The 21,065-nt window shown below is 44.8% G+C and carries 22 protein-coding genes; 18 read left to right on the top strand and 4 right to left on the bottom strand.

Going from position 1 to position 21,065, the window contains the following annotated elements:
• Positions 1 to 9 precede the first annotated feature (9 nt).
• From V5G21_RS02740 to V5G21_RS02725, 4 genes are all read left to right on the top strand, one after another.
• Positions 10 to 1,053 carry an alpha-ketoacid dehydrogenase subunit beta gene (locus V5G21_RS02740; protein WP_011247627.1) on the top strand — a complete coding sequence of 348 codons (1,044 nt, stop codon included), beginning with the start codon at positions 10 to 12 and terminating at the stop codon, positions 1,051 to 1,053.
• Positions 1,054 to 1,082: 29 nt separating this feature from the next.
• On the top strand, positions 1,083 to 2,315 hold the full coding sequence (locus V5G21_RS02735; protein WP_095316318.1) for a dihydrolipoamide acetyltransferase family protein: 1,233 nt from the start codon (positions 1,083 to 1,085) through the stop codon (positions 2,313 to 2,315).
• Between the two features lie 395 nt (positions 2,316 to 2,710).
• Positions 2,711 to 3,025 carry a hypothetical protein gene (locus tag V5G21_RS02730; RefSeq protein WP_063609030.1) on the top strand — a complete coding sequence of 105 codons (315 nt, stop codon included), beginning with the start codon at positions 2,711 to 2,713 and terminating at the stop codon, positions 3,023 to 3,025.
• Between the two features lie 56 nt (positions 3,026 to 3,081).
• Entirely contained in the window at positions 3,082 to 3,810 is a 729-nt protein-coding gene (locus V5G21_RS02725) for an SDR family NAD(P)-dependent oxidoreductase (protein ID WP_095316320.1), read from the top strand.
• A gap of 40 nt (positions 3,811 to 3,850) precedes the next feature.
• On the opposite strand, the gene purU is transcribed toward V5G21_RS02725, so the two are convergent.
• Positions 3,851 to 4,714 carry a formyltetrahydrofolate deformylase gene (purU, locus tag V5G21_RS02720; RefSeq protein ID WP_011247623.1) on the bottom strand — a complete coding sequence of 288 codons (864 nt, stop codon included), beginning with the start codon at positions 4,712 to 4,714 and terminating at the stop codon, positions 3,851 to 3,853.
• Between the two features lie 462 nt (positions 4,715 to 5,176).
• On the opposite strand from purU, the gene V5G21_RS02715 reads away from it, so the two are divergent.
• A complete protein-coding gene (locus V5G21_RS02715; RefSeq protein ID WP_011247622.1) occupies positions 5,177 to 5,971 on the top strand; it encodes a phosphotransferase family protein in 795 nt (264 codons plus the stop codon).
• 58 nt (positions 5,972 to 6,029) lie between these two features.
• Here V5G21_RS02715 and V5G21_RS02710 read toward each other — a convergent pair whose 3' ends face one another.
• Complete coding sequence (locus V5G21_RS02710; RefSeq protein ID WP_095316322.1) at positions 6,030 to 6,278, bottom strand: YtzH-like family protein; 249 nt, start codon at positions 6,276 to 6,278, stop codon at positions 6,030 to 6,032.
• 95 nt (positions 6,279 to 6,373) lie between these two features.
• Here V5G21_RS02710 and trmB point away from each other — a divergent pair, with 95 nt between their 5' ends.
• Positions 6,374 to 7,015, top strand: a complete 642-nt coding sequence (trmB, locus tag V5G21_RS02705) for a tRNA (guanosine(46)-N7)-methyltransferase TrmB (RefSeq protein WP_011247620.1) — start codon at positions 6,374 to 6,376, stop codon at positions 7,013 to 7,015.
• A gap of 32 nt (positions 7,016 to 7,047) precedes the next feature.
• Here trmB and V5G21_RS02700 read toward each other — a convergent pair whose 3' ends face one another.
• Positions 7,048 to 7,350, bottom strand: a complete 303-nt coding sequence (locus V5G21_RS02700) for a hypothetical protein (protein ID WP_011247619.1) — start codon at positions 7,348 to 7,350, stop codon at positions 7,048 to 7,050.
• 225 nt (positions 7,351 to 7,575) lie between these two features.
• Here V5G21_RS02700 and V5G21_RS02695 point away from each other — a divergent pair, with 225 nt between their 5' ends.
• Both V5G21_RS02695 and V5G21_RS02690 read left to right on the top strand, forming a co-directional pair.
• A complete protein-coding gene (locus V5G21_RS02695) occupies positions 7,576 to 8,649 on the top strand; it encodes a M42 family metallopeptidase (protein ID WP_063609032.1) in 1,074 nt (357 codons plus the stop codon).
• Positions 8,650 to 8,653: 4 nt separating this feature from the next.
• Complete coding sequence (locus V5G21_RS02690; RefSeq protein WP_063609060.1) at positions 8,654 to 9,175, top strand: DUF84 family protein; 522 nt, start codon at positions 8,654 to 8,656, stop codon at positions 9,173 to 9,175.
• 69 nt (positions 9,176 to 9,244) lie between these two features.
• Here the strand turns inward: V5G21_RS02690 and V5G21_RS02685 are convergent, their stop codons facing one another.
• Positions 9,245 to 9,691 carry a YtoQ family protein gene (locus V5G21_RS02685; RefSeq protein ID WP_011247616.1) on the bottom strand — a complete coding sequence of 149 codons (447 nt, stop codon included), beginning with the start codon at positions 9,689 to 9,691 and terminating at the stop codon, positions 9,245 to 9,247.
• 365 nt (positions 9,692 to 10,056) lie between these two features.
• Between V5G21_RS02685 and V5G21_RS02680 the strand changes: the two genes are divergently transcribed.
• The 10 genes from V5G21_RS02680 to ccpA all read left to right on the top strand — a co-directional run bounded on the left by V5G21_RS02680 (position 10,057) and on the right by ccpA (position 21,062).
• On the top strand, positions 10,057 to 11,067 hold the full coding sequence (locus V5G21_RS02680) for a PTS transporter subunit IIC (RefSeq protein WP_095316323.1): 1,011 nt from the start codon (positions 10,057 to 10,059) through the stop codon (positions 11,065 to 11,067).
• A gap of 14 nt (positions 11,068 to 11,081) precedes the next feature.
• Positions 11,082 to 11,408 carry a thioredoxin family protein gene (locus V5G21_RS02675; protein WP_011247614.1) on the top strand — a complete coding sequence of 109 codons (327 nt, stop codon included), beginning with the start codon at positions 11,082 to 11,084 and terminating at the stop codon, positions 11,406 to 11,408.
• Positions 11,409 to 11,504: 96 nt separating this feature from the next.
• The gene (locus V5G21_RS02670) at positions 11,505 to 12,302 is read left to right on the top strand and encodes a DUF1444 domain-containing protein (protein ID WP_011247613.1); all 798 of its coding nucleotides are present in this window, start codon (positions 11,505 to 11,507) and stop codon (positions 12,300 to 12,302) included.
• An 84-nt stretch (positions 12,303 to 12,386) separates the two neighbouring features.
• Positions 12,387 to 12,992: a YtpR family tRNA-binding protein gene (gene ytpR / locus V5G21_RS02665; protein ID WP_011247612.1), complete on the top strand. Its 606-nt coding sequence runs from the start codon at positions 12,387 to 12,389 to the stop codon at positions 12,990 to 12,992.
• Between the two features lie 87 nt (positions 12,993 to 13,079).
• The gene (locus V5G21_RS02660) at positions 13,080 to 15,971 is read left to right on the top strand and encodes a DNA translocase FtsK (protein ID WP_212937471.1); all 2,892 of its coding nucleotides are present in this window, start codon (positions 13,080 to 13,082) and stop codon (positions 15,969 to 15,971) included.
• 177 nt (positions 15,972 to 16,148) lie between these two features.
• Positions 16,149 to 17,456, top strand: coding sequence for a UDP-N-acetylmuramate--L-alanine ligase (gene murC / locus V5G21_RS02655; protein ID WP_095295025.1), 1,308 nt, complete (start codon positions 16,149 to 16,151; stop codon positions 17,454 to 17,456).
• Positions 17,457 to 17,645: 189 nt separating this feature from the next.
• Positions 17,646 to 18,071 carry a DUF948 domain-containing protein gene (locus tag V5G21_RS02650; RefSeq protein ID WP_011247609.1) on the top strand — a complete coding sequence of 142 codons (426 nt, stop codon included), beginning with the start codon at positions 17,646 to 17,648 and terminating at the stop codon, positions 18,069 to 18,071.
• 19 nt (positions 18,072 to 18,090) lie between these two features.
• Complete coding sequence (locus V5G21_RS02645) at positions 18,091 to 18,507, top strand: YtxH domain-containing protein (RefSeq protein WP_035201953.1); 417 nt, start codon at positions 18,091 to 18,093, stop codon at positions 18,505 to 18,507.
• 179 nt (positions 18,508 to 18,686) lie between these two features.
• Positions 18,687 to 19,778 (top strand): bifunctional 3-deoxy-7-phosphoheptulonate synthase/chorismate mutase, encoded by a 1,092-nt coding sequence (locus V5G21_RS02640; RefSeq protein ID WP_011247607.1) that lies wholly within the window; start codon positions 18,687 to 18,689, stop codon positions 19,776 to 19,778.
• Between the two features lie 285 nt (positions 19,779 to 20,063).
• Entirely contained in the window at positions 20,064 to 21,062 is a 999-nt protein-coding gene (gene ccpA, locus V5G21_RS02635) for a catabolite control protein A (RefSeq protein WP_011247606.1), read from the top strand.
• Positions 21,063 to 21,065 lie beyond the last annotated feature (3 nt).

The raw sequence follows: 21,065 nt of genomic DNA, 5'->3' as shown, positions 1-21,065 counted from the left end.
GGAACAAAAATGACAGAACGGATCGTTACATTTATGACAGCCATTAATGAGGCGATGGCGCAAGCAATGCGGAAAGACGACAACGTCATATTAATTGGTACCGACGTTGCTGGCGGAGCGGAAGTCGATCATTTAGTACAGGATGATGGCCGGTATGATGACGCATTTGGAGGGGTTTTCGGATTATCAAAAGGCCTTGTTACAGAGTTTGGCAGGGAACGGGTTATTGATACACCGATTGCAGAACACGGTTATTTTGGTGCAGCGGTAGGAGCAGCCGCGACAGGGCTTCGTCCGATTGCGGAGCTTATGTTCAATGATTTTATCGGCTTTGCGTTAGACCCGATTTTAAACCAAGGGGCGAAAATGCGTTATATGTTTGGCGGAAAAGCGAGAATGCCGCTTACTGTCCGAACCGTTCACGGTGCAGGCGCAGGCGCGGCTGCCCAGCATTCGCAAACGTTATACGGCATGTTTGGAGCGATTCCTGGCGTAAAAGTTGTTGTACCTTCTAATCCTTATGATGCCAAAGGCCTGATGTTGGCTGCGGTTGAAGAAGACAATCTCGTTGTGTTTTCTGAGGATAAGTTGCTTTATGGAATGAAGGGCCACGTACCAGAGGATTATTATACGGTTGAAATAGGCAAGGCCAACGTCATTCGCGAAGGAAAGGACATGACGATCGTAGCGATTGGGAAAATGGTGCAAGTAGCAGAGGAAACGGCTCAAATGCTTGCAAAAGACGACATTTCAGTAGAAGTGATTGACTTACGGACTGTTGCGCCTTGGGATGAGGAGACGGTCATGGATTCGGTTAAGAAAACTGGGCGTTTAATTGTGATAGATGAATCCAACCCTCATAACAACACGGCGACTGACATCGCATCAGTTGTTGCGGATAAAGCATTTGATTACTTAGATGGACCGATTAAAACGGTCTGTGCACCGCATACACCTGTTCCATTTGCGACAAATTTGGAGCAGGCGTATATTCCTGATGCTGCTAAAGTATTACGCGTGGCAGATGAAATTATTGCCGATTTAAAACAATAAATATGGATTTTGGAGGAGGTGAATGACGGATGGGTACAATCGTAATGCCGAAGTTAGGAATGACCATGTCTGAAGGGACGATTGTCAATTGGTGTAAAGAGGTTGGTGAGCCAGTTACAAAAGGCGAGGCCATTGTGGAAATTAGCTCTGAAAAATTAACACAAGAGCTAGAAGCACAAGAAGACGGTATATTATTAGCTAAATACGGTGATGTAGATGCCGTCATGAAAGTCGGTGAAGTGTTGGCGCATATTGGCCAAGAAGGAGAAGAAATACCAGAAACGGCTGCAACTCCTTCCACTGCGCCACAATCATCCACGTCAGAAACAGACACGGCAAGCAAAACCCCTGCCAAACAAGGGCAAAAGAAAGGCGAAGAACGTATTTTTATTACGCCATTGGCACGGAAGCTTGCAAAAGAACATAACGTAAACATCGAAGAAGTTGAAGGTACAGGTGGCAACGGGCGCATTACAAAGCGTGATATTTTGCGAGAAGCATCAAACCAAATCTCAACCCAAGCAGTCAAACAAGCAGCAAATGAAAACGCGCAAGTGGCGCACTCAGACGACATAGGGGAAGGCCTGTCTCCGATCCGCAAAACGATCGCCCGTAATATGCGCGCCAGCTTGCACAATACTGCCCAGCTTACATTGCATCGTAAGGCCCATGCAAATGCACTGCTTGCCTTTCGTCGTTTATTGAAGACAGAATCAGAGTCTCACCAGCTACAGTTGAAATTGAGCGTGACGGTTCTTATTGCCCGGGCGACGATACTGGCTCTCCAGCAAGTTGGTGCCATGAACAGCCGCTATGAGAATGGACAGCTTAAAGAATTTGAAAATGTCCATTTAGGAATTGCAACGTCGCTGGACGATGGACTTGTCGTCCCTGTTATTCGCAACGCCGACCATTTATCGATCGGCCAACTCGCAACGAAGATTGAGAAAATCGCTGCAAATGCTAGAAGCGGCCAAAGCAATCCAGATGAGTTGTCTGGCTCGACTTTTACAATCACGAATCTAGGCGCGAGCGGCATCGAATACTTCACGCCGATTTTAAACCCAGCAGAAACGGGCATTTTAGGCGTTGGCTCTTTGCAACAGGAACTCGCTCTTTCAGAAGACGGACAAGTGGAGCCTGTTCAAAAAATGCCATTCAGCTTGACGTTTGATCATCAAATTGTTGACGGTGTGTTAGCGGCACAATTTTTAGATGCGGTTGTTAAATATGTCGAAAATCCACATTTGCTTATCCTTTAAGAATGAAAAGGAGCTAGGGTAGAAAACGCCCTATGCTCCTATGAAAGTTGACAAAAAACCTGTCTTCCCAGCACCTTTATTGTTCGCTATGCAACTGACAATAGAGGTGCTTTTTTATTGCTTCATAATGAGCACTGTCCGTGCTTGGAAATGCCCCTAATCCGCGCAGGTGGCCTATTTGTATCTCATTATAAGCACCAATTATTACGACCCATTAAGCATTGCACTCTCACAGCGTCCATGATGACAGGTTCAATATAGACATTGAAGTTCGATGATGAACCCGTTATAATGAAAAAGCCGTTGTTTTTTAGAACGTTTGGGCAATCTTTCCAGTTAACTGAAAAGGTTGCTTTCTTTTGCCTAGAGCTGTTCAAAAATGAAGGAGGTATTGGATGGTTCAGGACAGCTTTCAAACGCCAGATGTAAGCCAATTCCATTTAAGGGTCCGTAAAGTATTTAATTGGCTTGGTGGGCATGAGTTTATGATTGAATTGTTAAACCGCGAAGAGTGCATTGGCTTTGGCGATACGGTTGCCGAAGCAAAACAGAATTTAAACGAAAGCATAAAGCTGTGCGTGCGCCAGCACGGAGCGGATTCGCTGCCAGAGCCGATTCAAGGTGCGCAAATTATTGTATTAGAAGCGCCGATGTCTGAAGAGGAATTCGCGGCCATTAACCATGAGTTGATTATATTAGACCAATCCTAACAGGCATGTACAAAAAATGTACGTGCTTTTTGTCAAAGTTGAAAGGAGGCAGGCGAATGGAAGAAAAGCGAGTTGTCGTTACTGGTGGAGCTAGCGGCATAGGGAAAGCGATTGCTCTTGCATTTGCGCAAAAAGGGGCGCTCGTTTTTATCCTTGATAAGGAAGAGGCACTTTTTCAAAAATGGAGTGAAAATGCGAAGAACATTGTGTTCATTCAAACGGATGTCAAAGAAGAGCGCGATATCAAGGCTGCTTTTGCCACCATTGCCTCCCAGTCTGGACCTGTGGACATATTAATCAACAACGCAAGAGTTTCAACATTTACGCCATTATTCGAACTAAGTGTGGAAGAATGGGACAATGTCTTAAATACGAACTTGCGCAGCGTTTTTCTTGCCTCAAAAGAAGCAGCTTTACATATGCAACCTACAGGGAAGCCTGCTAGCATTATTAATATTTCCTCGACACGGGCGCGCATGTCAGAGCCGAATTCTGAAGCTTATGCAGCCTCTAAAGGAGGGGTTGAGGCGTTGACCCATGCATTGGCATTATCTCTTGCAGAAAAAAACATTGCCGTTAATGCCATTGCTCCTGGATGGATTCATACAACGAATGACGCCTTAAGGGAGATCGACCATGAGCAGCATCCTTCAAAAAGAGTGGGAACGCCTGAAGACATTGCGAACGCGTGCCTGTTTTTAGCGGATGAGCGCAATCGGTTTATAAATGGCGAAACGATTGTTATTGATGGTGGTATGACGAGAAAAATGATGTATGAGCAGTAAAAGCAGAGCTGGCATGATGGCCACTCTGCTTTTATAAACGTTAAAAGACAATTGTTTTATTGTTATAAACAATCAATTGGTCATTTAAATGCCAGTTTACAGCTCGGGCCAATGCAATCCGCTCGATTTGACGGCCAGCGATTCGCAAGTCGGCGGTTGTATGGCGGTGGTTCACTCGTAACACATCTTGTTCAATAATCGGACCCTCATCCAAATCGTCTGTAACGTAATGGGCGGTAGCGCCAATCAGTTTTACGCCTCGTTCAAATGCTTTTGCATAAGGGTTGGCGCCGATAAAGGCAGGCAAAAACGAATGATGGATGTTAATGATTTGTTGAGGGAACGTGCTAACAAATGTTGGCGATAAAATTTGCATGTAACGGGCAAGAACGATAAGTTCAATATTGTGTTCATGGAGAAGTTCAATCGCTTTGTCCTCTGCTTCTCGGCGATTAGCCTTTGTAGACGGTATATGGAAAAAGGGAATGCCGTAAGCTTCCACTTCTTCTTTATTGTCAGGATGATTGCTAATGACAAGTGGGATTTCCGCATAAAGTTCGCCAGCTCGCCACTTCCATAACAGCTCTGACAAGCAATGATTTTCTTTTGAGACGAAAATCGCCATCCGCTTTTTTCGCGAAGCTTGCTCCATCCGCCATTGGTAATGTTCAGCGTCTGCAAGGACAGAAAAAGCTTGTTTGATTTCGGAAAACGCTGTTTTTTCTTCCTGCCATGCAAATTCAATTCTCATGAAAAACATGCCGCCCTCAGGGTCAGTCGAATATTGGTCAGATTGGACAATATTCGCCTCATGGTTGTATAGAAAAGATGATATGTTGGCGACCACGCCTGGACGGTCTTGGCAGGAAACGAGCAAACGCGCTCGTTGTTGTTCAATAGCCATTTTGTTGTTCCTCCAATTTTGAGCTTACACATCCCCTCCTGTCTACTTTGTTTTTTAAAAGCGCAAAGTAGAAGGAAAGGCTGACTTATTTATTGAATCAGAATCGCAAAGAATTTGTCAATCGCTTCAAGGAGCGCTTGCGTCATTTGCTGGATAAAGAGGAGGCATGTCATTTGCTTGAAAACGTAGTACTCCAAGGAACTGGCCTGGTTTTGCCGCTTAAAAGAATGTCATTGACGATTTATCTCCATCTTTGGTACCATTGATTCATCTATTGGTCAACGTGTCTATTAAGCCAGCCGCTGTCAACGAGTGCATTTGTCAAAATTGTAACGGCAGAGCCTGTCCATTGCGCTCTGCTTCTTTTAATGAATGCTTTCCCAGTACAACATGCGTTATACTAAAAAACGAGTATGCAGCAAGGAAGCGGAAGAAAAGAAAAGGAAATTGAGGGTGAACCGGGTGGAATTGTTTTTAGGAGAAGGATGGGATGTCATGCCCGCTGGTGGCGCAACAGGCGAAGCCTATGTAGCCAAACACGGTGACTACCAATTATTCATAAAACGAAATTCATCACCTTTTCTTGCGGTTCTTTCTGCCGAGGGGATTGTGCCAAAACTCCTCTGGACCAAAAGGTTGGAAAGCGGCGACGTGATTACTGCACAGCGGTGGATTCAAGGGCGGGAACTGAAGGCAAAGGAAATGATGAATGCCAGTACCGCAGCCATGCTTTCGAATATTCATCGTTCGAATGAATTGCTTGATTTGTTTAAGCGGATGGGCAATGAGCCGTTAGATCCACGGCATATGGTTGAAAACATGTATGTCCAAATCCAACTATACAGAATTGAGGATGAGCTCGTCCTCGCTTGTATGGACTACTTAGAGCGAACAAAAGATCAACTTGGCGATGCCGAGTATGCTGTTTGCCACGGCGATATTAATCATAACAATTGGATGCGAGACGAACAGGACAACCTTTATCTAATTGATTGGGACGGTGCATCTGTGGCCGACCCCGCACTTGATCTCGGTTTGATGCTGTACACGTACATTCCAGAGGAGCATTGGGCTACTTGGCTGGCTCAATATGGTGCTGAATTGGATCATTCCCTTAAAATGAGAATGCATTGGTATGTGGTCGCCCATACGATCTCAGAAATTTTATGGAACCATAGCAGGGGCCAATTCAGCCAAGTCGAGGAACTCAAAAAAGCGCTGATGTATGTCGCTTCCAAAAATGATCACTCAGACTGATCGAAAGTCTGGTAGCTCATCTTCATAGATGAGCTATCTATTTGTGTGCCATCCCTCATTATGTAAGGGATGACATTGTGTGCAGCCATTGCTGGACGGCTTCACTATCCATTGTCTCTGTATGGGAAGCGCTCGATATTTCGTCAATGGTGCTTGCCAGCGCTGGATCGAGAGCAGGATCTTGGGCAAGCGCCGTCAAAATTTGTTTCAACTGTTCAGATTCATTTGTCGTCAGGAACTTTTCGCTGACATGGTTTTGCAGCAAGTCTTGCAACAAACCTAATTTATGTTGAATGGAAATTGGCATGAGGGCACCTCCTGCCCTTATGTTTTGCGCAATAGCGGTTTTTATACCATTTAACAGTCAATAGCAGTGATGAAAGAGAGAAAGAGGGATGAAGTTTGCGTTTACGTCATAAACCATGGGCTAGTGAAGAATTGGCAAAGCGGCCGAATTTGGTCATTCAACAGCCGGAGCAGCACAAAGGGAATTGGAACAACTGCTTTTGTACAGCCCAACCATTATATGTGGAAGTGGGAACAGGGAAAGGAAAGTTTTTGACGGGTATGGCGAAACAGTTTCCGTCCATTAATTTCATTGGCGTCGAACGCTATGAGAGCGTCTTGTTGACAGCTATGGAACGGGTGGAAGCGGAAAAATTGCCGAACGTCAAGTTGCTTCATAAAGACGTTGCTCAGTTGCTGGAAGTTTTTGCTGAAAACGAAGTGGATCGCTTTTTCATTAATTTTACCGATCCATGGCCTAAAAAGAAGCATGCCAAACGGCGCCTTACGAATGAAAGGTTTTTAACAATTTATAAGCAGTTGTTAAAGCAAGATGGAGAAATCCACTTTAAAACCGATAACCAAGGGTTGTTTGAATACTCTTTGCACAGTATGTCGACTTTTGGGATGGCTTTTAAAAATGTTAGTTTAAACCTTCATCAAAGTGGGATGGAAGAGAATGTGATGACGGAATACGAAGAGAAGTTTTCGGCAAAAGGTATGCCGATTTATCGGCTCGAAGCAACATTCCGACCATAAAAAAGAAGCCCAATTAGGTTTTGGGCTTCTTTTTAAATCTCTTGTAAATCAAGCAAAACACCTGTTTTGACATCAGCCAAAAATTCATACTGGACAGGCCCGTCGGTTGTTGAACTGGTTATGCCTCCACGGTATGCTTCATATGGGAGGCCAAAGCGAGTAATGGATTCAGGCTGCATATGAATCCAAGAACCGCTAATCATATATTCTTGCTGGACAATCGCTTTTACACGTTTCAGCACGGCTTCAGGAGTAAGCTGTTCTTGTTTCCATGCTTTGCTTGCCAATACACCAATTAATACGCCCACACCTAAGCCTAGTGACAATCGTTTCATCTTTAACACCCTTTCGTTGTACAAGACCTTTTATACCCAGTATAACGAACGAGCGTGAAATTGACTATCGGGAATGGTGGAAACTGGCACGACCCACCAAAATCAGCTACAATGAATGTGCCGTTTTTGTTGCTACCGATAACCGTTAAATGCAGCAATACATAAGAGATCCCGCTACCGGGGTCTTGTATTTTATGCCTTTTTTAGCAGATGGAGGAGGTTTTTATGAACGAGAAAACAAAAGCGCTTTTTCAAACATTGACGGAGCTTCCAGGACCGTCTGGGTTTGAACATGAAGTACGCCGCTTTCTAAAAAGCGAATTGCAAAAACATACAGATGAAATTGTCCAAGACAAACTAGGCAGTGTGTTTGGCGTGTTGCGAGGCGATGCGTCAGGGCCTAAGGTGATGGTGTGTGGACATATGGACGAAGTCGGCTTTATGGTGACATCCATTACCGACAATGGCTTAATCAAATTCCAAACACTTGGCGGCTGGTGGTCACAAGTCCTGCTAGCGCAACGCGTAAAAATTGTAACCGATCAAGGCCCAATTATCGGAGTAGTTGGCTCTACACCGCCGCATTTGTTGAAGGACTCACAACGCAAGAAGCCAATGCCGATCACGGAAATGTATATCGATGTCGGCGCTGATGATAAAGAAGATTGCTTTGCGTTAGGTATAAAGCCTGGTCAGCCGATTGTGCCAGAATGCCCGTTTACACCAATGGCGAACGAAAAGAAAATTTTGGCGAAAGCATGGGATAATCGGTACGGAGTCGGCTTGTCAATCGAATTGCTTGAAGCTATAAAAGGGAAAGCTTTGCCGAACACTGTTTATTCAGGCGCAACTGTGCAAGAGGAAGTCGGTACGCGGGGAGCGCAAACAGCAAGCAATATGATTCAGCCTGATGTCAGCTATGTCCTAGATGCCAGCCCTGCAAATGACGCTACTGGAGGGAAGGACGCTTTTGGCCATCTTGGCAAAGGCGCATTGCTGCGCATCTTTGATAGGACGATGATTACACATAAAGGCATGCGTGATTTTGTTCTTGATACAGCAGAAAGCCATAACATTCCTTATCAGTACTTTGTGGCGGCAGGGGGAACGGATGGAGGCCGGATTCACACTTCTGGCAACGGCGTGCCTACAGCAGTCATTGGCGTATGCGCACGTTATATCCACACATCGGGATCGATTCTTCATGTTGACGATTATGCCGCTGCAAAAGAATTGTTGACGAAGCTTGTCCTTGCTACTGACAAAACGACTTATGAAAGTTTGATTTCGTTTGAATAGCGTGATGAGGAATAAAAAAGCAGCAGTCGGCTCGAAAAACCGCGCCAAAGTCCATGCCGTCCAAGACGTTTTGATCCAGGAACATATTGAAGTTGTCTCTGTTGCTGCCTTGTCTCAAGTGGCGGCACAGCCATTTTCGGATGATGAGACGAAAGAGGGCGCTGTAAACCGGGCTCGTGGAGCGCTTGACGCTACAGAAGCTGACTTTGGTTTTGGTTTGGAGGGGGGTGTCTCAGAATGGCAAGGGACGCTTTACTTGTGCAACTGGGGCGCGCTTGCCACCCGTTCTGGACAATTATATACGGCAGCGGGTTTGCGCTTGCCTTTGCCGACTGACATAGCCGCCCTCCTTTACGATGGGCTCGAACTAAGCAAGGCGCTAAAACAAGCCGTCCCTCATGTTGATGTTAGCCAAGGCGCCGTCGGCTATTTAACAAACGGTCTGCTTACCCGGAAAACGATGTTTTCTGAAGTGGTTCGTGCTTGTTATGGACAGTATAGGCTCGCAACAGACAAACTTCATTAAGGAAGCCAGCCCCCTCCATCCACGGGGGCTGGCTATTCAGACTGTAAACAAATGCTCGCGTTTTCTTTTTTACTCTTCTTCAAATACATAAGATAGGGCGGCAATCGCTTGCGCCGGCGTTTCGACAACTACTTGTGCTTTGTTAGACAGCTCTTTTAAAGCGTGATGAAGCTTTTCAGGGCGAATCAAAATTAACGGTTTTCCCGCTTCAATGGCAGTGGCGGCATCCATGGCTGTATTCCATTGTCTGTAATCTTCGCCGAAAAGAGCAATGACCGCGTCTGCACGCTGAAGCCAAATCCGCGTACGGAAATTATTAATGCTTGAGGCAGCTTCGTCCCGTAATACAGCGTTTGGTTGTTTGCCGAGAATGTCTTCGCCGATCGCATCGCTTTTTCCGTGATTTTCCATCGGGCCTTTAAAAACGATAGGCAATTGTTTTTCACTTGCCAAGCGTTTTATCTCTTCGCGCCAGTCAGAGTGGATTTCCCCAGCCAAATAAACAACAAGTTCCATACAAAAATGCCTCCTTATATAGACAAAACCTTGCAGCCTTCGTTTCGTCTCGTTTATATCCTTTAAATTAAAACGAGCGTTCCATGTGCGCGACAACGGCCTATGAACAACGTTCAAATTTGCATATTCGCGCTTGTTACGTGCCTCGGCTGACGTTTTCGATCTGTCTGTTGGTACATATCCAGTTCCACTCGAAGTTAGAACATACGTTTTCTTAAGCTAGTATAACATAAGAAGAAGCAAAGAGAGCAACATAATGATTGATTTTGTTTCCATCTCTCTCGGTTAAAAAATGTGTCTTGTCACATGAATAGTCATAGGATATGCTAAAGAGCGGACAGTCATTTACAAAAGGAGAGGGCATCTTGCGGGAATTTTTACGTGAAAAGGGAGTCAACCCTTCTTGGCATTTATATTTCATTAAGGCAATGGGGCAAATGACATTTGGGTTGTTTGCGACTCTTATTGTTGGGCTTATTATCAAAACGGCAGGCGAACAGTTTGGCATAGCCGCTTTTTTGGAAATTGGTGAACTAGCAATGGATTTATATGGAGCAGCGATAGGAGCAGCGGTCGCACTTGCCCTAGGAGCTCCTTCGTTTGTCGTTTTGGCGACCATTGTTTGCGGTACAGCCGGGGCGGTGTATGGCGGTCCTGCAGGTAGTTTTTTAGCCGCCGTTGTTGCTGCCGAAACAGGCAAGCTTGTGTTTGGGTCGACGAAAGTAGATATTCTCGTTACGCCGATTGTGACGATCATGAGCGGTTTTGCCGTCGCCTGGCTTTTAGGGCCTGCTATTTCATTTGTGATGGAATCGATTAGCGGGGCGATTGCCTGGGCGACAGACCAACAGCCCTTGATGATGAGTATAGTGGTGGCAATCCTAATGGGATGGGCATTGACTGCGCCGATCTCAAGTGCTGCGATCGGCCTCATGCTTGGATTGGAAGGAGCGGTTGCTTGTGCGGCTGCTATTGGCTGTGCAGGGCAAATGGTCGGTTTTGCAGTGGCAAGCTTCCGTGAAAACCGTTTTGGCGGGTTGCTTGCGCTTGGCATCGGTACATCGATGTTGCAAATGCCAAATATTTTAAAAAACCCTCTTATACTTATTCCGCCAACGATTGCTGGAGCCGTTAGCGCCCCGATCGGTACGATTTGGTTTGGGCTTATTAACAATGCCGCCGGTTCTGGCATGGGGACAAGCGGTCTTGTTGGGCCGATCATGACGTTTACGGAGATGGGCTATTCTGGATCGCTTTTCATTCAAGTCATTCTGTGCTATGTTATTATTCCAGCGGTTTGCGCTTTCATCGTGTCAGAATGGATGCGCCGCAAGGGCTGGATTAAATGGAATGATATGCACATCTCTTTTAATTAAAGGAGCGAATAGCGATGGAACACATTCAATCTGAACAGCAATTTAACGAAATAAAAGCGAACGAAACAGCCGTTTTTTTATTTTCTGCAGACTGGTGCCCTGATTGCCGGGTTATTGAGCCGATTCTGCCGCGAATCGAAGTTGATTTTCCAACGTTTACATTTTATTATGTGGACCGCGATAAATTTATTGATGTTTGTGCAGCTCATGATATTTTTGGCATTCCGAGCTTTTTAGTATATGCAAACGGCAAAGAAGTCGATCGTTTCGTTTCCAAAGACCGTAAAACTGAAGAAGAAATCGTCGCTTTCTTAACAAAAGCTGAAGCAGCGATTGATTGATAACAAGCTGGAGGGCATCCTTCAGCTTTTGTTTATTCGCTTTTCCGTTTATCGCCAAACATGTTAAACTAGAGGAGGAAAAAAGGAGGAAGAAGCGTGGACTTGCAAACTTTCCGGAAACAAATTGAGAAAAAGTTGCAGCGGGACGGTTGGACAATCCGCTATGATCATAAAGAATCAACATTGCGTATCGAAGACAAAGCGACTAAAAAAGGGGCAACACTTGCTTTAAAGCCTTTGCTTGCCAAATGGGAGCGAGAGGAATATGCGGCTGTCGACGAGGCGCTCCGCACCGTCGCGGTGGGTCTTGAATCAATGGCAAAAGCCGTTCACCTTAACGGAAACGAAAAAAACATTTTTCCAGTCATTCGCGCAGCTTCATTCCCAGATAAGACAAAGGACGGAAAAACACTTGTTTACCAAAAACATACAGCAGAAACGAGAATTTATTATGCCGTTGATTTAGGGGAGACATATACGCTTATTACGGATGAACTTCTCAATGAGAGCGGCTGGGAGTTAAAGGCATTAGCAGAAATGGCCACATTCAATGTGCGTTCCTTGCCACAGCCGTTCAAAGAGGATGAAGTTGCAGGGAATCGTTTTTATTTTCTTTCGGCCAATGATGGGTATGATGCAAGTCGGATTTTGGACCAGTCGCTTGTGCAGCGTATGGAACAAAAGGCAGTTGGGCAGCTTGTAGCCGCAATTCCCCATCAAGATGCGCTCATTTTTGCTGATATCGAAAACGACACTGGGTATGATGTACTGGGTCAAATGGCTTTGCAATTCTTTGGCGGTGGGCGTATTCCTGTGACTGCATTGCCTTTTATTGTTGAAAATGGGCAACTTGAACCGGTCTTTATTATGGCGCAAAAAAAGCCTAAAGGCTGATGGGGCGAAACGAAAACCTATGCTATACTAAGTTGGTCTAGGCGTTCGCTTCTACACGCTGAAAACGAGTAAGGAGAATAAAACATGAACGTATTTTATAATGAAAAAGGCATTGGCGATGTCCTTATGGTTACTGTTCAAGACATAAGCCGCGATGCACAGGTTGTTGAGAAAAACGGCGATGTCGTCGTCATTTTGAATAAAAGCAATCAAGAAATTGCTGGAATAAACGTATTCCACGCTTCTTCTTATGGAGCCATTAGCGGAGTTGGTGCGATTGAGCTCAATGAAGGCATAAAAGCGCTGCTAAAAGAAGCGTGCGACAAAAATGGTGTCGCTCTTGAAATGGAATGGGAGCAGAGACCTTCTTTTGTTGTCGGTTATGTAGAAGAAAAAGAGAAGCACCCTAATGCAGACAAGCTTTCCGTATGCCGTGTAAACATCGGCACGGAAACATTGCAAATTGTTTGCGGAGCCCCGAATGTGGCAGAAGGACAGAAAGTAGTTGTTGCTCTCGTTGGGGCTGTTATGCCAAGCGGGCTTGTCATCAAGGAAGCAACGCTGCGTGGTGTCGCCTCTTCCGGTATGATTTGTTCAGCCAAAGAACTAGGGCTCGAAAATGCCCCGGCAGAAAAAGGCATTCTTGTTTTGAGTGACGATGAAGTGGTCGGCACACCCTTTTTGCGGTAGCCTAAAAACGAAATGGCTGGCTGAATGAGGCCAGCTTTTTATGTAGAATGAGGCTAAGGGATAATCGCGATATAAGGTGGTGAAAGAATGAACATATGGAAAAAATGGCTTGACTGGGTTAAAGGATTGAACGAAGACGATGAAGAAGAAAACAACGATTTTGGGCGAAACGGGGAACCCATACAGAAGTCAATACAGAAACTGGAACGTGAGAACAACGAGCTTCCTGAGTTAGAAGAAGCGCGCATGACTTACCGATACGCCAATTCAAATGGGGAATGGCCAATTTCCAAGAAGAAAGCAGGGCGTGTTGCAGCGACACAGCCGCCTACTCAAAAAAAGGAAAGGCCAGAAGAGAAGCGGGACGAGCTGCCAAAAGTGGTACAAAAGAAAAGGTCTGCCGCTGGTAAAGAGCTGTTTCAAGGGACATTTAAGTCGACAGAAATCCCTTCTCCTGTCCACGGCATTCAGAAACCGGAAAAAACACATGAAAACAGTGATTACGACTGGCTCATTTTTTCAACGAAGGATAAGCAAGCTGAATACGCAGAGCGCCTGTTACACCGGCAAAGACCTCCGCAAATTGATAGAAAGCCTGCTTTTTTGCGCAAAGAATCACGCTCCCTTGAAGAGGACGTGTTGAAGCGGGTGCGTGAACATGCCCTACAGTCGCTTCCACTTGCCGAAGCACAGCAACAACAAAGCAAAGAAATCCGTCCCCAAGAAGAGGCAAGTGGTGACGAAAACGAGCGTACATATAAACACGAGGAAGCAGATATGGATGAAGGAGAAGCCATCGTTGCGACCGAAGCTATGCCAGGCGAAACAGGCCAAAAAGAAGCGAACGAACGGTATGAACGCGAGGAACCGGAGATTGAAGAGGCAGAGGTAATGTCTGGCACCGAGGCGTTGCCGGGAGAAATGGAACAAGAAGAAGCGAACGAACGGTATGGACGCGGGAAACCAGAGATTGAAGAGGCAGAAGTAATGTCTGGCACCGAGGCGTTGCCGGGAGAAATGGAACAAGAAGAAGCGAACGAACGGTATGGACGCGAGGAGCCGGAGATTGAAGAGGCAGAAGTAATGTCTGGCACCGAGGCGTTGCTGGGAGAAATGGAACAAGAAGAAGCGAACGAACGGTATGAACGCGAGGAACCAGAGATTGAAGAAGCAGAGGGAACGAGTGGAACCGACGCGTTGCCAGGCGAAACAGGCCAAGAAGAAGCGAACGAACCGTATAGAACGGAAATTGACCCAACTGCTGAAATTCCTGCTCCTTTCAACCGTAATGCCGCGGATAATGAAAGTATAGAGACAAAGCCGATTCAGCCTATTAGTGATGATCCGACAACATCAATTAGAGAGAACGAAGAAGCACTAGCTCCGTCTAGTGAAAAAACAGTTTCCCTTAGCAGTGAAACGAAAAAGCAAGATAGGCTAAGTAACCGAACGAGCAATGACAATACGCAGCCTGGCATTCCTTATAATGTGCTGATGTTGCCAAAGGACCGTAAAAAAGCGCCAATTAAAAAAGGGCAGCACACAAAAAATGGCTACGAAGCGCCACCGCTTCATTTGCTAAAAGTTCCTGAAAAAATCGATCAAGATGATTCTCTTTGGCTTGACGAGCAAGCGCAATTGCTTGAAGAAACACTATCAAGTTTCCACGTTGATGCAAAGGTCGTTAACCGGACAAAAGGGCCGGCGGTAACGCGTTTTGAAGTTCAGCCTGCCCGCGGCGTGAAAGTGAATAAGGTAACAAATTTAACAGATGATATTAAGCTGGCGCTAGCTGCTAAAGACATCCGCATGGAAGCGCCAATTCCTGGTAAAAACGCAATCGGCATTGAAGTGCCAAATCGAACGTCAGCCCCTGTGATGCTCAGGGAAATTTTGCGGCGTGATGTATTTAGGCAGCCAGATTCGCCTTTAACGGTTGGCTTAGGGCTTGATATTTCTGGACAGCCGATCGTTACTGATTTAAAGAAAATGCCCCATGGCCTCGTTGCTGGCGCCACAGGCTCAGGGAAAAGTGTTTGCATCAACTCAATTTTAGTTAGTCTGCTCTATAAAGCATCCCCAGATGAAGTAAAGCTGTTGCTCGTCGATCCCAAAATGGTCGAGCTTGCTACCTATCAAGAAGTGCCTCATTTGGTTGCTCCTGTTATTACTGATCCAAAGCAAGCGACAGCTGCTTTAAAATGGGTTGTCCAGGAAATGGAACGGCGCTACGAATTGTTTAGCCAGCGTGGCGTTCGCGATATTAGTAAATACAATCAGCGGTTCTCTGAAAATGGCAAGCCAGCATTGCCGTATCTATTAGTCGTTATTGATGAACTCGCCGACTTAATGATGGTGTCACCACAAGATGTGGAAGATGCGATTTGCCGGATTGCTCAAAAAGCACGGGCATGCGGGATTCATTTGCTCCTTGCAACGCAGCGCCCTTCTGTTGATGTCATTACAGGATTGATTAAAGCAAATATACCGACGCGGATTGCCTTTGCTGTCGCTTCACAAACGGATTCTCGCACGATTCTGGATATGGGCGGTGCGGAACGGTTGCTTGGAAAAGGCGATATGCTATTCCATGAAAATGGATCACCGAAGCCTATCCGTGTCCAAGGGACTTTTGTATCAGATGAGGAAATTGAGGATGTTGTCGCTTATGCAAAACAATACGGCAAGCCTGAATACTTATTTGATACGGAGACAATTGAGCGGACGCTCTTACAGGAAGAAGAAGAGGATGAGCTACTTGAAGAGGCATGTTTTTATGCAGTTGAACAAGGTACCGTTTCCGCTTCAAGCATACAGCGACGCTTTCGGGTAGGTTATAACCGGGCTGCCCGTTTAATGGAAATGATGGAAGCTAGAAAGATTGTATCAGGTGCTATGGGAAGCAAACCACGCCATGTGTTGGCAAGTGAAGAAGACGTAAGAGAACTGTTTGGGACGACAGAAACAGCAAGAACTTGAGAAATAAAGAAAATTTCTATATGATATGGAAGGAACAAATCGTGCTACAGGAAGGCGTATGCAAATTGCAGGACCTTTTCTTAAAAATGACATATACTACTATATAATTAATGGAACGAGGGCCATGTTCGCAAGGCGTCGAATACGATTTGCTTTTTTTGATTGGAGGCTTCACGATTGACAAACTATCACTTTACCGGAATCAAAGGTTCAGGCATGAGCGCATTGGCGCAAATCCTGCATGATTTAAATGAGAATGTACAAGGATCGGACATTGAAGAAACAATTTTTACTCAGAAGCCGTTAGAACAAAAAGGCATTACGTTATTGCCTTTTTCGCGCGACAATATTAAAAACGGGCAACATGTCATTGTATCAGCTGCTTATGGCGAAACACATGAGGAAATCAAACGGGCGCGGGAGCTCGGTTTGAAAGTGGATGTCTATCCAGAATTTCTTGGCTCCTTTATTAAACAGTTTACAAGCATTGCTGTTTCAGGCTCACATGGAAAAACGTCGACAACAGGGTTGCTCGCTCATGTGTTAGGGTCTGTTGAGCCTACCTCTTATTTGATTGGCGATGGGACAGGGAAAGGTGCGGCCAATTCAACGTATTTTGTATTTGAAGCATGCGAGTACCGCCGCCATTTCTTAAATTACTCGCCTGATTATTGCGTTATGACCAATATTGATTTTGACCATCCTGATTATTTCAAGAGCGTGGAAGATGTCGTTTCTGCTTTCCAAACGATGGCGAAGCAAGTCAATAAAGCGATTATTGCTTGCGGCGACGATGAACATTTGCAAACATTGCAGGCGAATGTGCCAATTGTTTATTATGGCCTTGGCGACCACAATGATTTTCAAGCGAAATCGATTAAAAACACGCCAGAAGGGACGGCGTTTGATGCCTGGGTTAGAGGCGATCTGTTTGGGGCGTTTGTAATCCCTGGCTTCGGCGACCACAATGTCAAAAACGCTTTGTCTGTCATTGCCTTATGCCACTATGAAGGCATTGGCTATGAAGACATTGTTGAGCACTTAAAAACATTTGCTGGCGTCAAACGGCGTTTTAGCGAAAAACGTTCAGGCAAGCAAATATTAATTGATGACTATGCCCACCATCCGACAGAAATTGCAGCTACAATTGAGGCGACAAAAAAGAAATACCATGACCGAGAAGTGACAGCGATATTCCAGCCTCATACATTTACGCGGACAAAAACGTTTTTAAATGAATTTGCGGAAGCGCTCAGCCAAGCCGACCACGTTTATTTATGCGATATTTTTGGCTCGGCGAGGGAAGAACAAGGTTCTCTTTCGATCGAACAGCTACAAGCGCTTGTTGATGGCGCAAAACTGTTGACGGAAGCAGAAATTGAAACGCTCAAAGGCCACGGGGAGTCTGTTCTGTTGTTTATGGGCGCTGGTGACATCCAGAAATACCAAAAAGCCTATGAAGCATTGATCGAATCAAGTTCGTAATTGAATAGAAAAGCCAAAGTGAGTAGCAGGTATGAACATGTGGTTACATCAGGCAGCTGATTTTCAGCTGCTTTTTTTATTTTGAAGGGAAAACGCAGGCATTTGTCGAAAATGTTTCTTTAGCACATTGCAATTTAGGTTTGATCTTATTAAACTTGGGTAAAGTATGTAGGAAGGAGGGGATGATAAGTGGAAGCCATCTTATACATAAGCGCCTTGATTGTTGCACTGGCTTTTGCGATACTGGTTATTTATTTAATCAAAACACTAAAATCAGCTACCAAAACGCTTGAAAACACATCGGCAACGGTGGAAGCGCTTGAAAAACAACTGCGAGGGATTACGACTGAATCCGAATTGCTTTTGAAAAAAACCAATGTTTTAGCAGACGACTTACAACAGAAATCGGAGTCGCTCAATACCGTGTTTGGCGCCGCTAAAGAGTTGGGTGAATCGATGAAAACACTCAACCAATCTGTTCACCAAGTTTCTACCAAAATAAGTGACCAAACAAGTCGGAATGCTGAAACAGTCTCCCAAGCAGTGCAATGGGGACAGGCTGTTTTGGATTTCTATACAAAATTTAAACAACGAAAGCAACAGCTTGATCGTTGACAAACAAGGAGGAGTTAGAATGGGTGATATGAATACAAAAGACTTTTTGATTGGGACGTTAATCGGTGGAATTGTTGGCGCGACAACCGCATTGTTTCTCGCACCTAAATCAGGAAAAGAATTACGTAGCGACATAAGCGATCAAGCGAGCGCCGCTTATGAAAAAGGCAACGAATGGGTGGACATAGCTAGAGAAAAGTCGAACAATATCGCCAAAAGTGTAACAGATCAGTCTATGCAAGTGGTTGAAAAAGTAAAAGATTTGAGCGCTTCTGTCAAAAAAGAAGCAGAAGACCAAGTAAATGAAGCGGCGAGTCTTGCTGAAGATTTAAAACAGGATGCAAAAGAAGCTTCGGAAACCATTTCAGAAACAGTCAAAAATGAAATTGAAGAAGCGGAAAAAGAAGTTCGCGCCAATGCGAATACGGAAAGCTAAAAGAAAGCAAACAAAAAGCGCGATGAGACCGAGTTTTCATCGCGCTTTTCCTCTTAATCGCACTTTATTACGTAAAAGCGTCTAAGTAATAAAGAAAAAGTCCGTGACTTTTTAACGCCAGTCAGCTATAATAGACAAAAGTTAAATTTCTGACAGAGAGAAAGGTGCGGAGAGACGATATGAGCAATGAACAGTTGGATTCCCTTAGAGATGAGTTAGACAAAGTTAACCTTGCTATTCTTGAAAAGATTAATGAGCGTGCGAGGCTTGTAAAGGAAATTGGCGATATTAAAAGAGAACAAGGCATTAACCGCTTTGATCCAGTTCGAGAACGGAGCATGCTAGACCATATTGCCAAACACAATGAAGGGCCATTTGAAACAGCGACACTTCAGCATTTATTTAAACAAATTTTTAAAGCGAGCTTGGAGTTGCAAGAAGAGGACAACAGCAAAGCGCTCTTAGTATCCCGAAAAAAACAGCCTGAAAACACGACTGTTGATGTCAAAGGGGAAAAAATCGGCGATGGCCAGCAACGGTTTGTTTTTGGCCCATGTGCCGTTGAAAGTTATGAACAAGTGCTAGCTGTGGCGAAAGAGATGAAAAAGAGGGGGCAGCGCCTTCTCAGAGGCGGTGCTTTTAAGCCACGTACGTCTCCTTATGATTTCCAAGGCCTAGGTTTAGAAGGCTTAAAAATATTGAAACGTGTTGCTGATGAGCTTGATATGGCGGTTATTAGTGAAATTGTCACTCCAGCTGACGTTGAAGTGGCAACAGAATATGTCGATGTCATCCAAATTGGCGCTCGTAACATGCAAAACTTTGAACTGCTCAAAGCTGCTGGCTCTGTTAAAACGCCTGTATTGTTAAAGCGTGGCTTATCCGCAACGATTGAAGAATTTATCCACGCTGCTGAATACATCGTCTCAAAAGGAAACAGTCAGTTGATGCTTTGCGAACGTGGCATTCGTACTTACGAGAAAGCAACACGCAACACGCTCGATATTTCCGCCGTGCCGATTTTAAAACAAGAGACACATTTGCCAGTAATGGTTGATGTCACACATTCTACTGGACGCCGTGATTTGCTTCTGCCAGCCGCAAAAGCAGCTCTGGCGATCGGGGCAGATGCGGTGATGGCGGAAGTCCATCCAGACCCTGCTGTCGCTTTGTCTGATTCAGCACAGCAAATGAATTTTGAGCAATTCAATCAATTTTTAGATGGCTTAATTGAATCAGGGCTTTACAAAGCTCCAATTAAACAAGCGTAATCAAAAGCAGCTCAAAGAAATTTTGAGCTGCTTTTCTGTTTAAAAGCATCTAAAAAGGGGCATTTTAGTAATACTGTTATAATGAAAAAAGAAAACTGTTTTTCAAATGGTGAAAAAGTATGAAAGATAGTCTTTAATCATTGCAGGAAATCTTAGTGTATCGTATGATAGAAGAAACATTACAATGAAAAACAGTTATTGCTATCGTATATGATACACAATCATGAATATCGTCATAGTGAGGAGGAAGCTGCTGCGTATAAGCTGCGCGGGCAGCAAAATAAGATGAATACGACCATTTATGATGTAGCTAGAGAAGCTGGCGTCTCAATGGCTACTGTTTCCCGAGTAGTCAACGGAAACCCAAATGTAAAACCGACAACAAGGAAAAAAGTTCTGGAAGCAATTGAACGCTTAAATTACCGTCCAAATGCAGTAGCCAGGGGGCTAGCTAGCAAACGTACTACAACAGTTGGCGTCATTATCCCGGATATTTCAAGCATTTTCTTCTCAGAGCTGGCGCGGGGAATCGAAGACATTGCCACTATGTATAAGTACAATATCATTCTTTGTAACTCTGACCAAAACAAAGACAAAGAAATTCACTTGATTAATACGTTATTGGAAAAGCAAGTGGACGGTATTGTGTTTATGGGCGGCGAAATTACAGAGGAGCATGCGGAGCAATTTAAACGGGCACCTGTACCGATTGTTCTTGCTGCCACATTAGATGATGAGAAATCATTTCCGTCAGTTAATATTGATTACACACAAGCGGCTGAAGACGCGATCCAATTTTTAATTGAAAAAGGCCATAAACGAATCGGCATGTTGAGCGGTTCGCTGGAAGACCCAATCAATGGCTACCAGAAGTTTGCTGGTTATCGCCAAGCGCTTCAGAAAAACAATATTGAATTTGATGAAAACCTGATTGTCATTGGCGATTACACGTATGATTCAGGTATGGAAGCAATGGATGCATTTCTTGCCCTTGACGAAAAACCGACAGCGCTATTTGCTTCAAACGATGAAATGGCGTTAGGCGTCATCCATGGCATCCAAGATCGTGGTTATGATGTGCCTGGTGATATTGAAGTACTTGGTTTTGACAATACACGTTTGGCTACAATGGTACGTCCAACCTTAACGACCGTTGTCCAGCCCCTTTATGACATTGGCGCTGTTTCCATGCGTTTGCTGACCAAACTAATGAATAAAGAAGAAGTAGACAACTACACAGTAACATTGCCACATCGCATTGAAAGCCGTGGCTCAACGAAATAACCT

The sequence above is a fragment of the Shouchella rhizosphaerae genome (genome assembly GCF_036700015.1).
Classification (GTDB): Bacteria; Bacillota; Bacilli; order Bacillales; family Bacillaceae_D; genus Shouchella; species Shouchella rhizosphaerae.
The sequence above is the reverse complement of the archived record's forward strand: the minus strand, read 5'-3'. Positions and strand labels throughout refer to the sequence as shown.

Bases quoted from the DNA above. Each gene is read 5' to 3' on its own strand.
- V5G21_RS02675 (WP_011247614.1), top strand. From the start codon at position 11,082: ATGGAACACATTCAATCTGAACAGCAATTTAACGAAATAAAAGCGAAC.
- V5G21_RS02640 (WP_011247607.1), top strand. From the start codon at position 18,687: ATGAGCAATGAACAGTTGGATTCCCTTAGAGATGAGTTAGACAAAGTT.
- V5G21_RS02740 (WP_011247627.1), top strand. From the start codon at position 10: ATGACAGAACGGATCGTTACATTTATGACAGCCATTAATGAGGCGATG.
- ccpA (WP_011247606.1), top strand. From the start codon at position 20,064: ATGAATACGACCATTTATGATGTAGCTAGAGAAGCTGGCGTCTCAATG.
- purU (WP_011247623.1), bottom strand. From the start codon at position 4,714: ATGGCTATTGAACAACAACGAGCGCGTTTGCTCGTTTCCTGCCAAGAC.
- V5G21_RS02710 (WP_095316322.1), bottom strand. From the start codon at position 6,278: ATGCCAATTTCCATTCAACATAAATTAGGTTTGTTGCAAGACTTGCTG.
- V5G21_RS02645 (WP_035201953.1), top strand. From the start codon at position 18,091: ATGGGTGATATGAATACAAAAGACTTTTTGATTGGGACGTTAATCGGT.
- V5G21_RS02660 (WP_212937471.1), top strand. From the start codon at position 13,080: ATGAACATATGGAAAAAATGGCTTGACTGGGTTAAAGGATTGAACGAA.
- V5G21_RS02700 (WP_011247619.1), bottom strand. From the start codon at position 7,350: ATGAAACGATTGTCACTAGGCTTAGGTGTGGGCGTATTAATTGGTGTA.
- ytpR (WP_011247612.1), top strand. From the start codon at position 12,387: ATGAACGTATTTTATAATGAAAAAGGCATTGGCGATGTCCTTATGGTT.
- V5G21_RS02735 (WP_095316318.1), top strand. From the start codon at position 1,083: ATGGGTACAATCGTAATGCCGAAGTTAGGAATGACCATGTCTGAAGGG.
- V5G21_RS02695 (WP_063609032.1), top strand. From the start codon at position 7,576: ATGAACGAGAAAACAAAAGCGCTTTTTCAAACATTGACGGAGCTTCCA.
- V5G21_RS02685 (WP_011247616.1), bottom strand. From the start codon at position 9,691: ATGGAACTTGTTGTTTATTTGGCTGGGGAAATCCACTCTGACTGGCGC.
- V5G21_RS02690 (WP_063609060.1), top strand. From the start codon at position 8,654: ATGAGGAATAAAAAAGCAGCAGTCGGCTCGAAAAACCGCGCCAAAGTC.
- V5G21_RS02730 (WP_063609030.1), top strand. From the start codon at position 2,711: ATGGTTCAGGACAGCTTTCAAACGCCAGATGTAAGCCAATTCCATTTA.
- V5G21_RS02725 (WP_095316320.1), top strand. From the start codon at position 3,082: ATGGAAGAAAAGCGAGTTGTCGTTACTGGTGGAGCTAGCGGCATAGGG.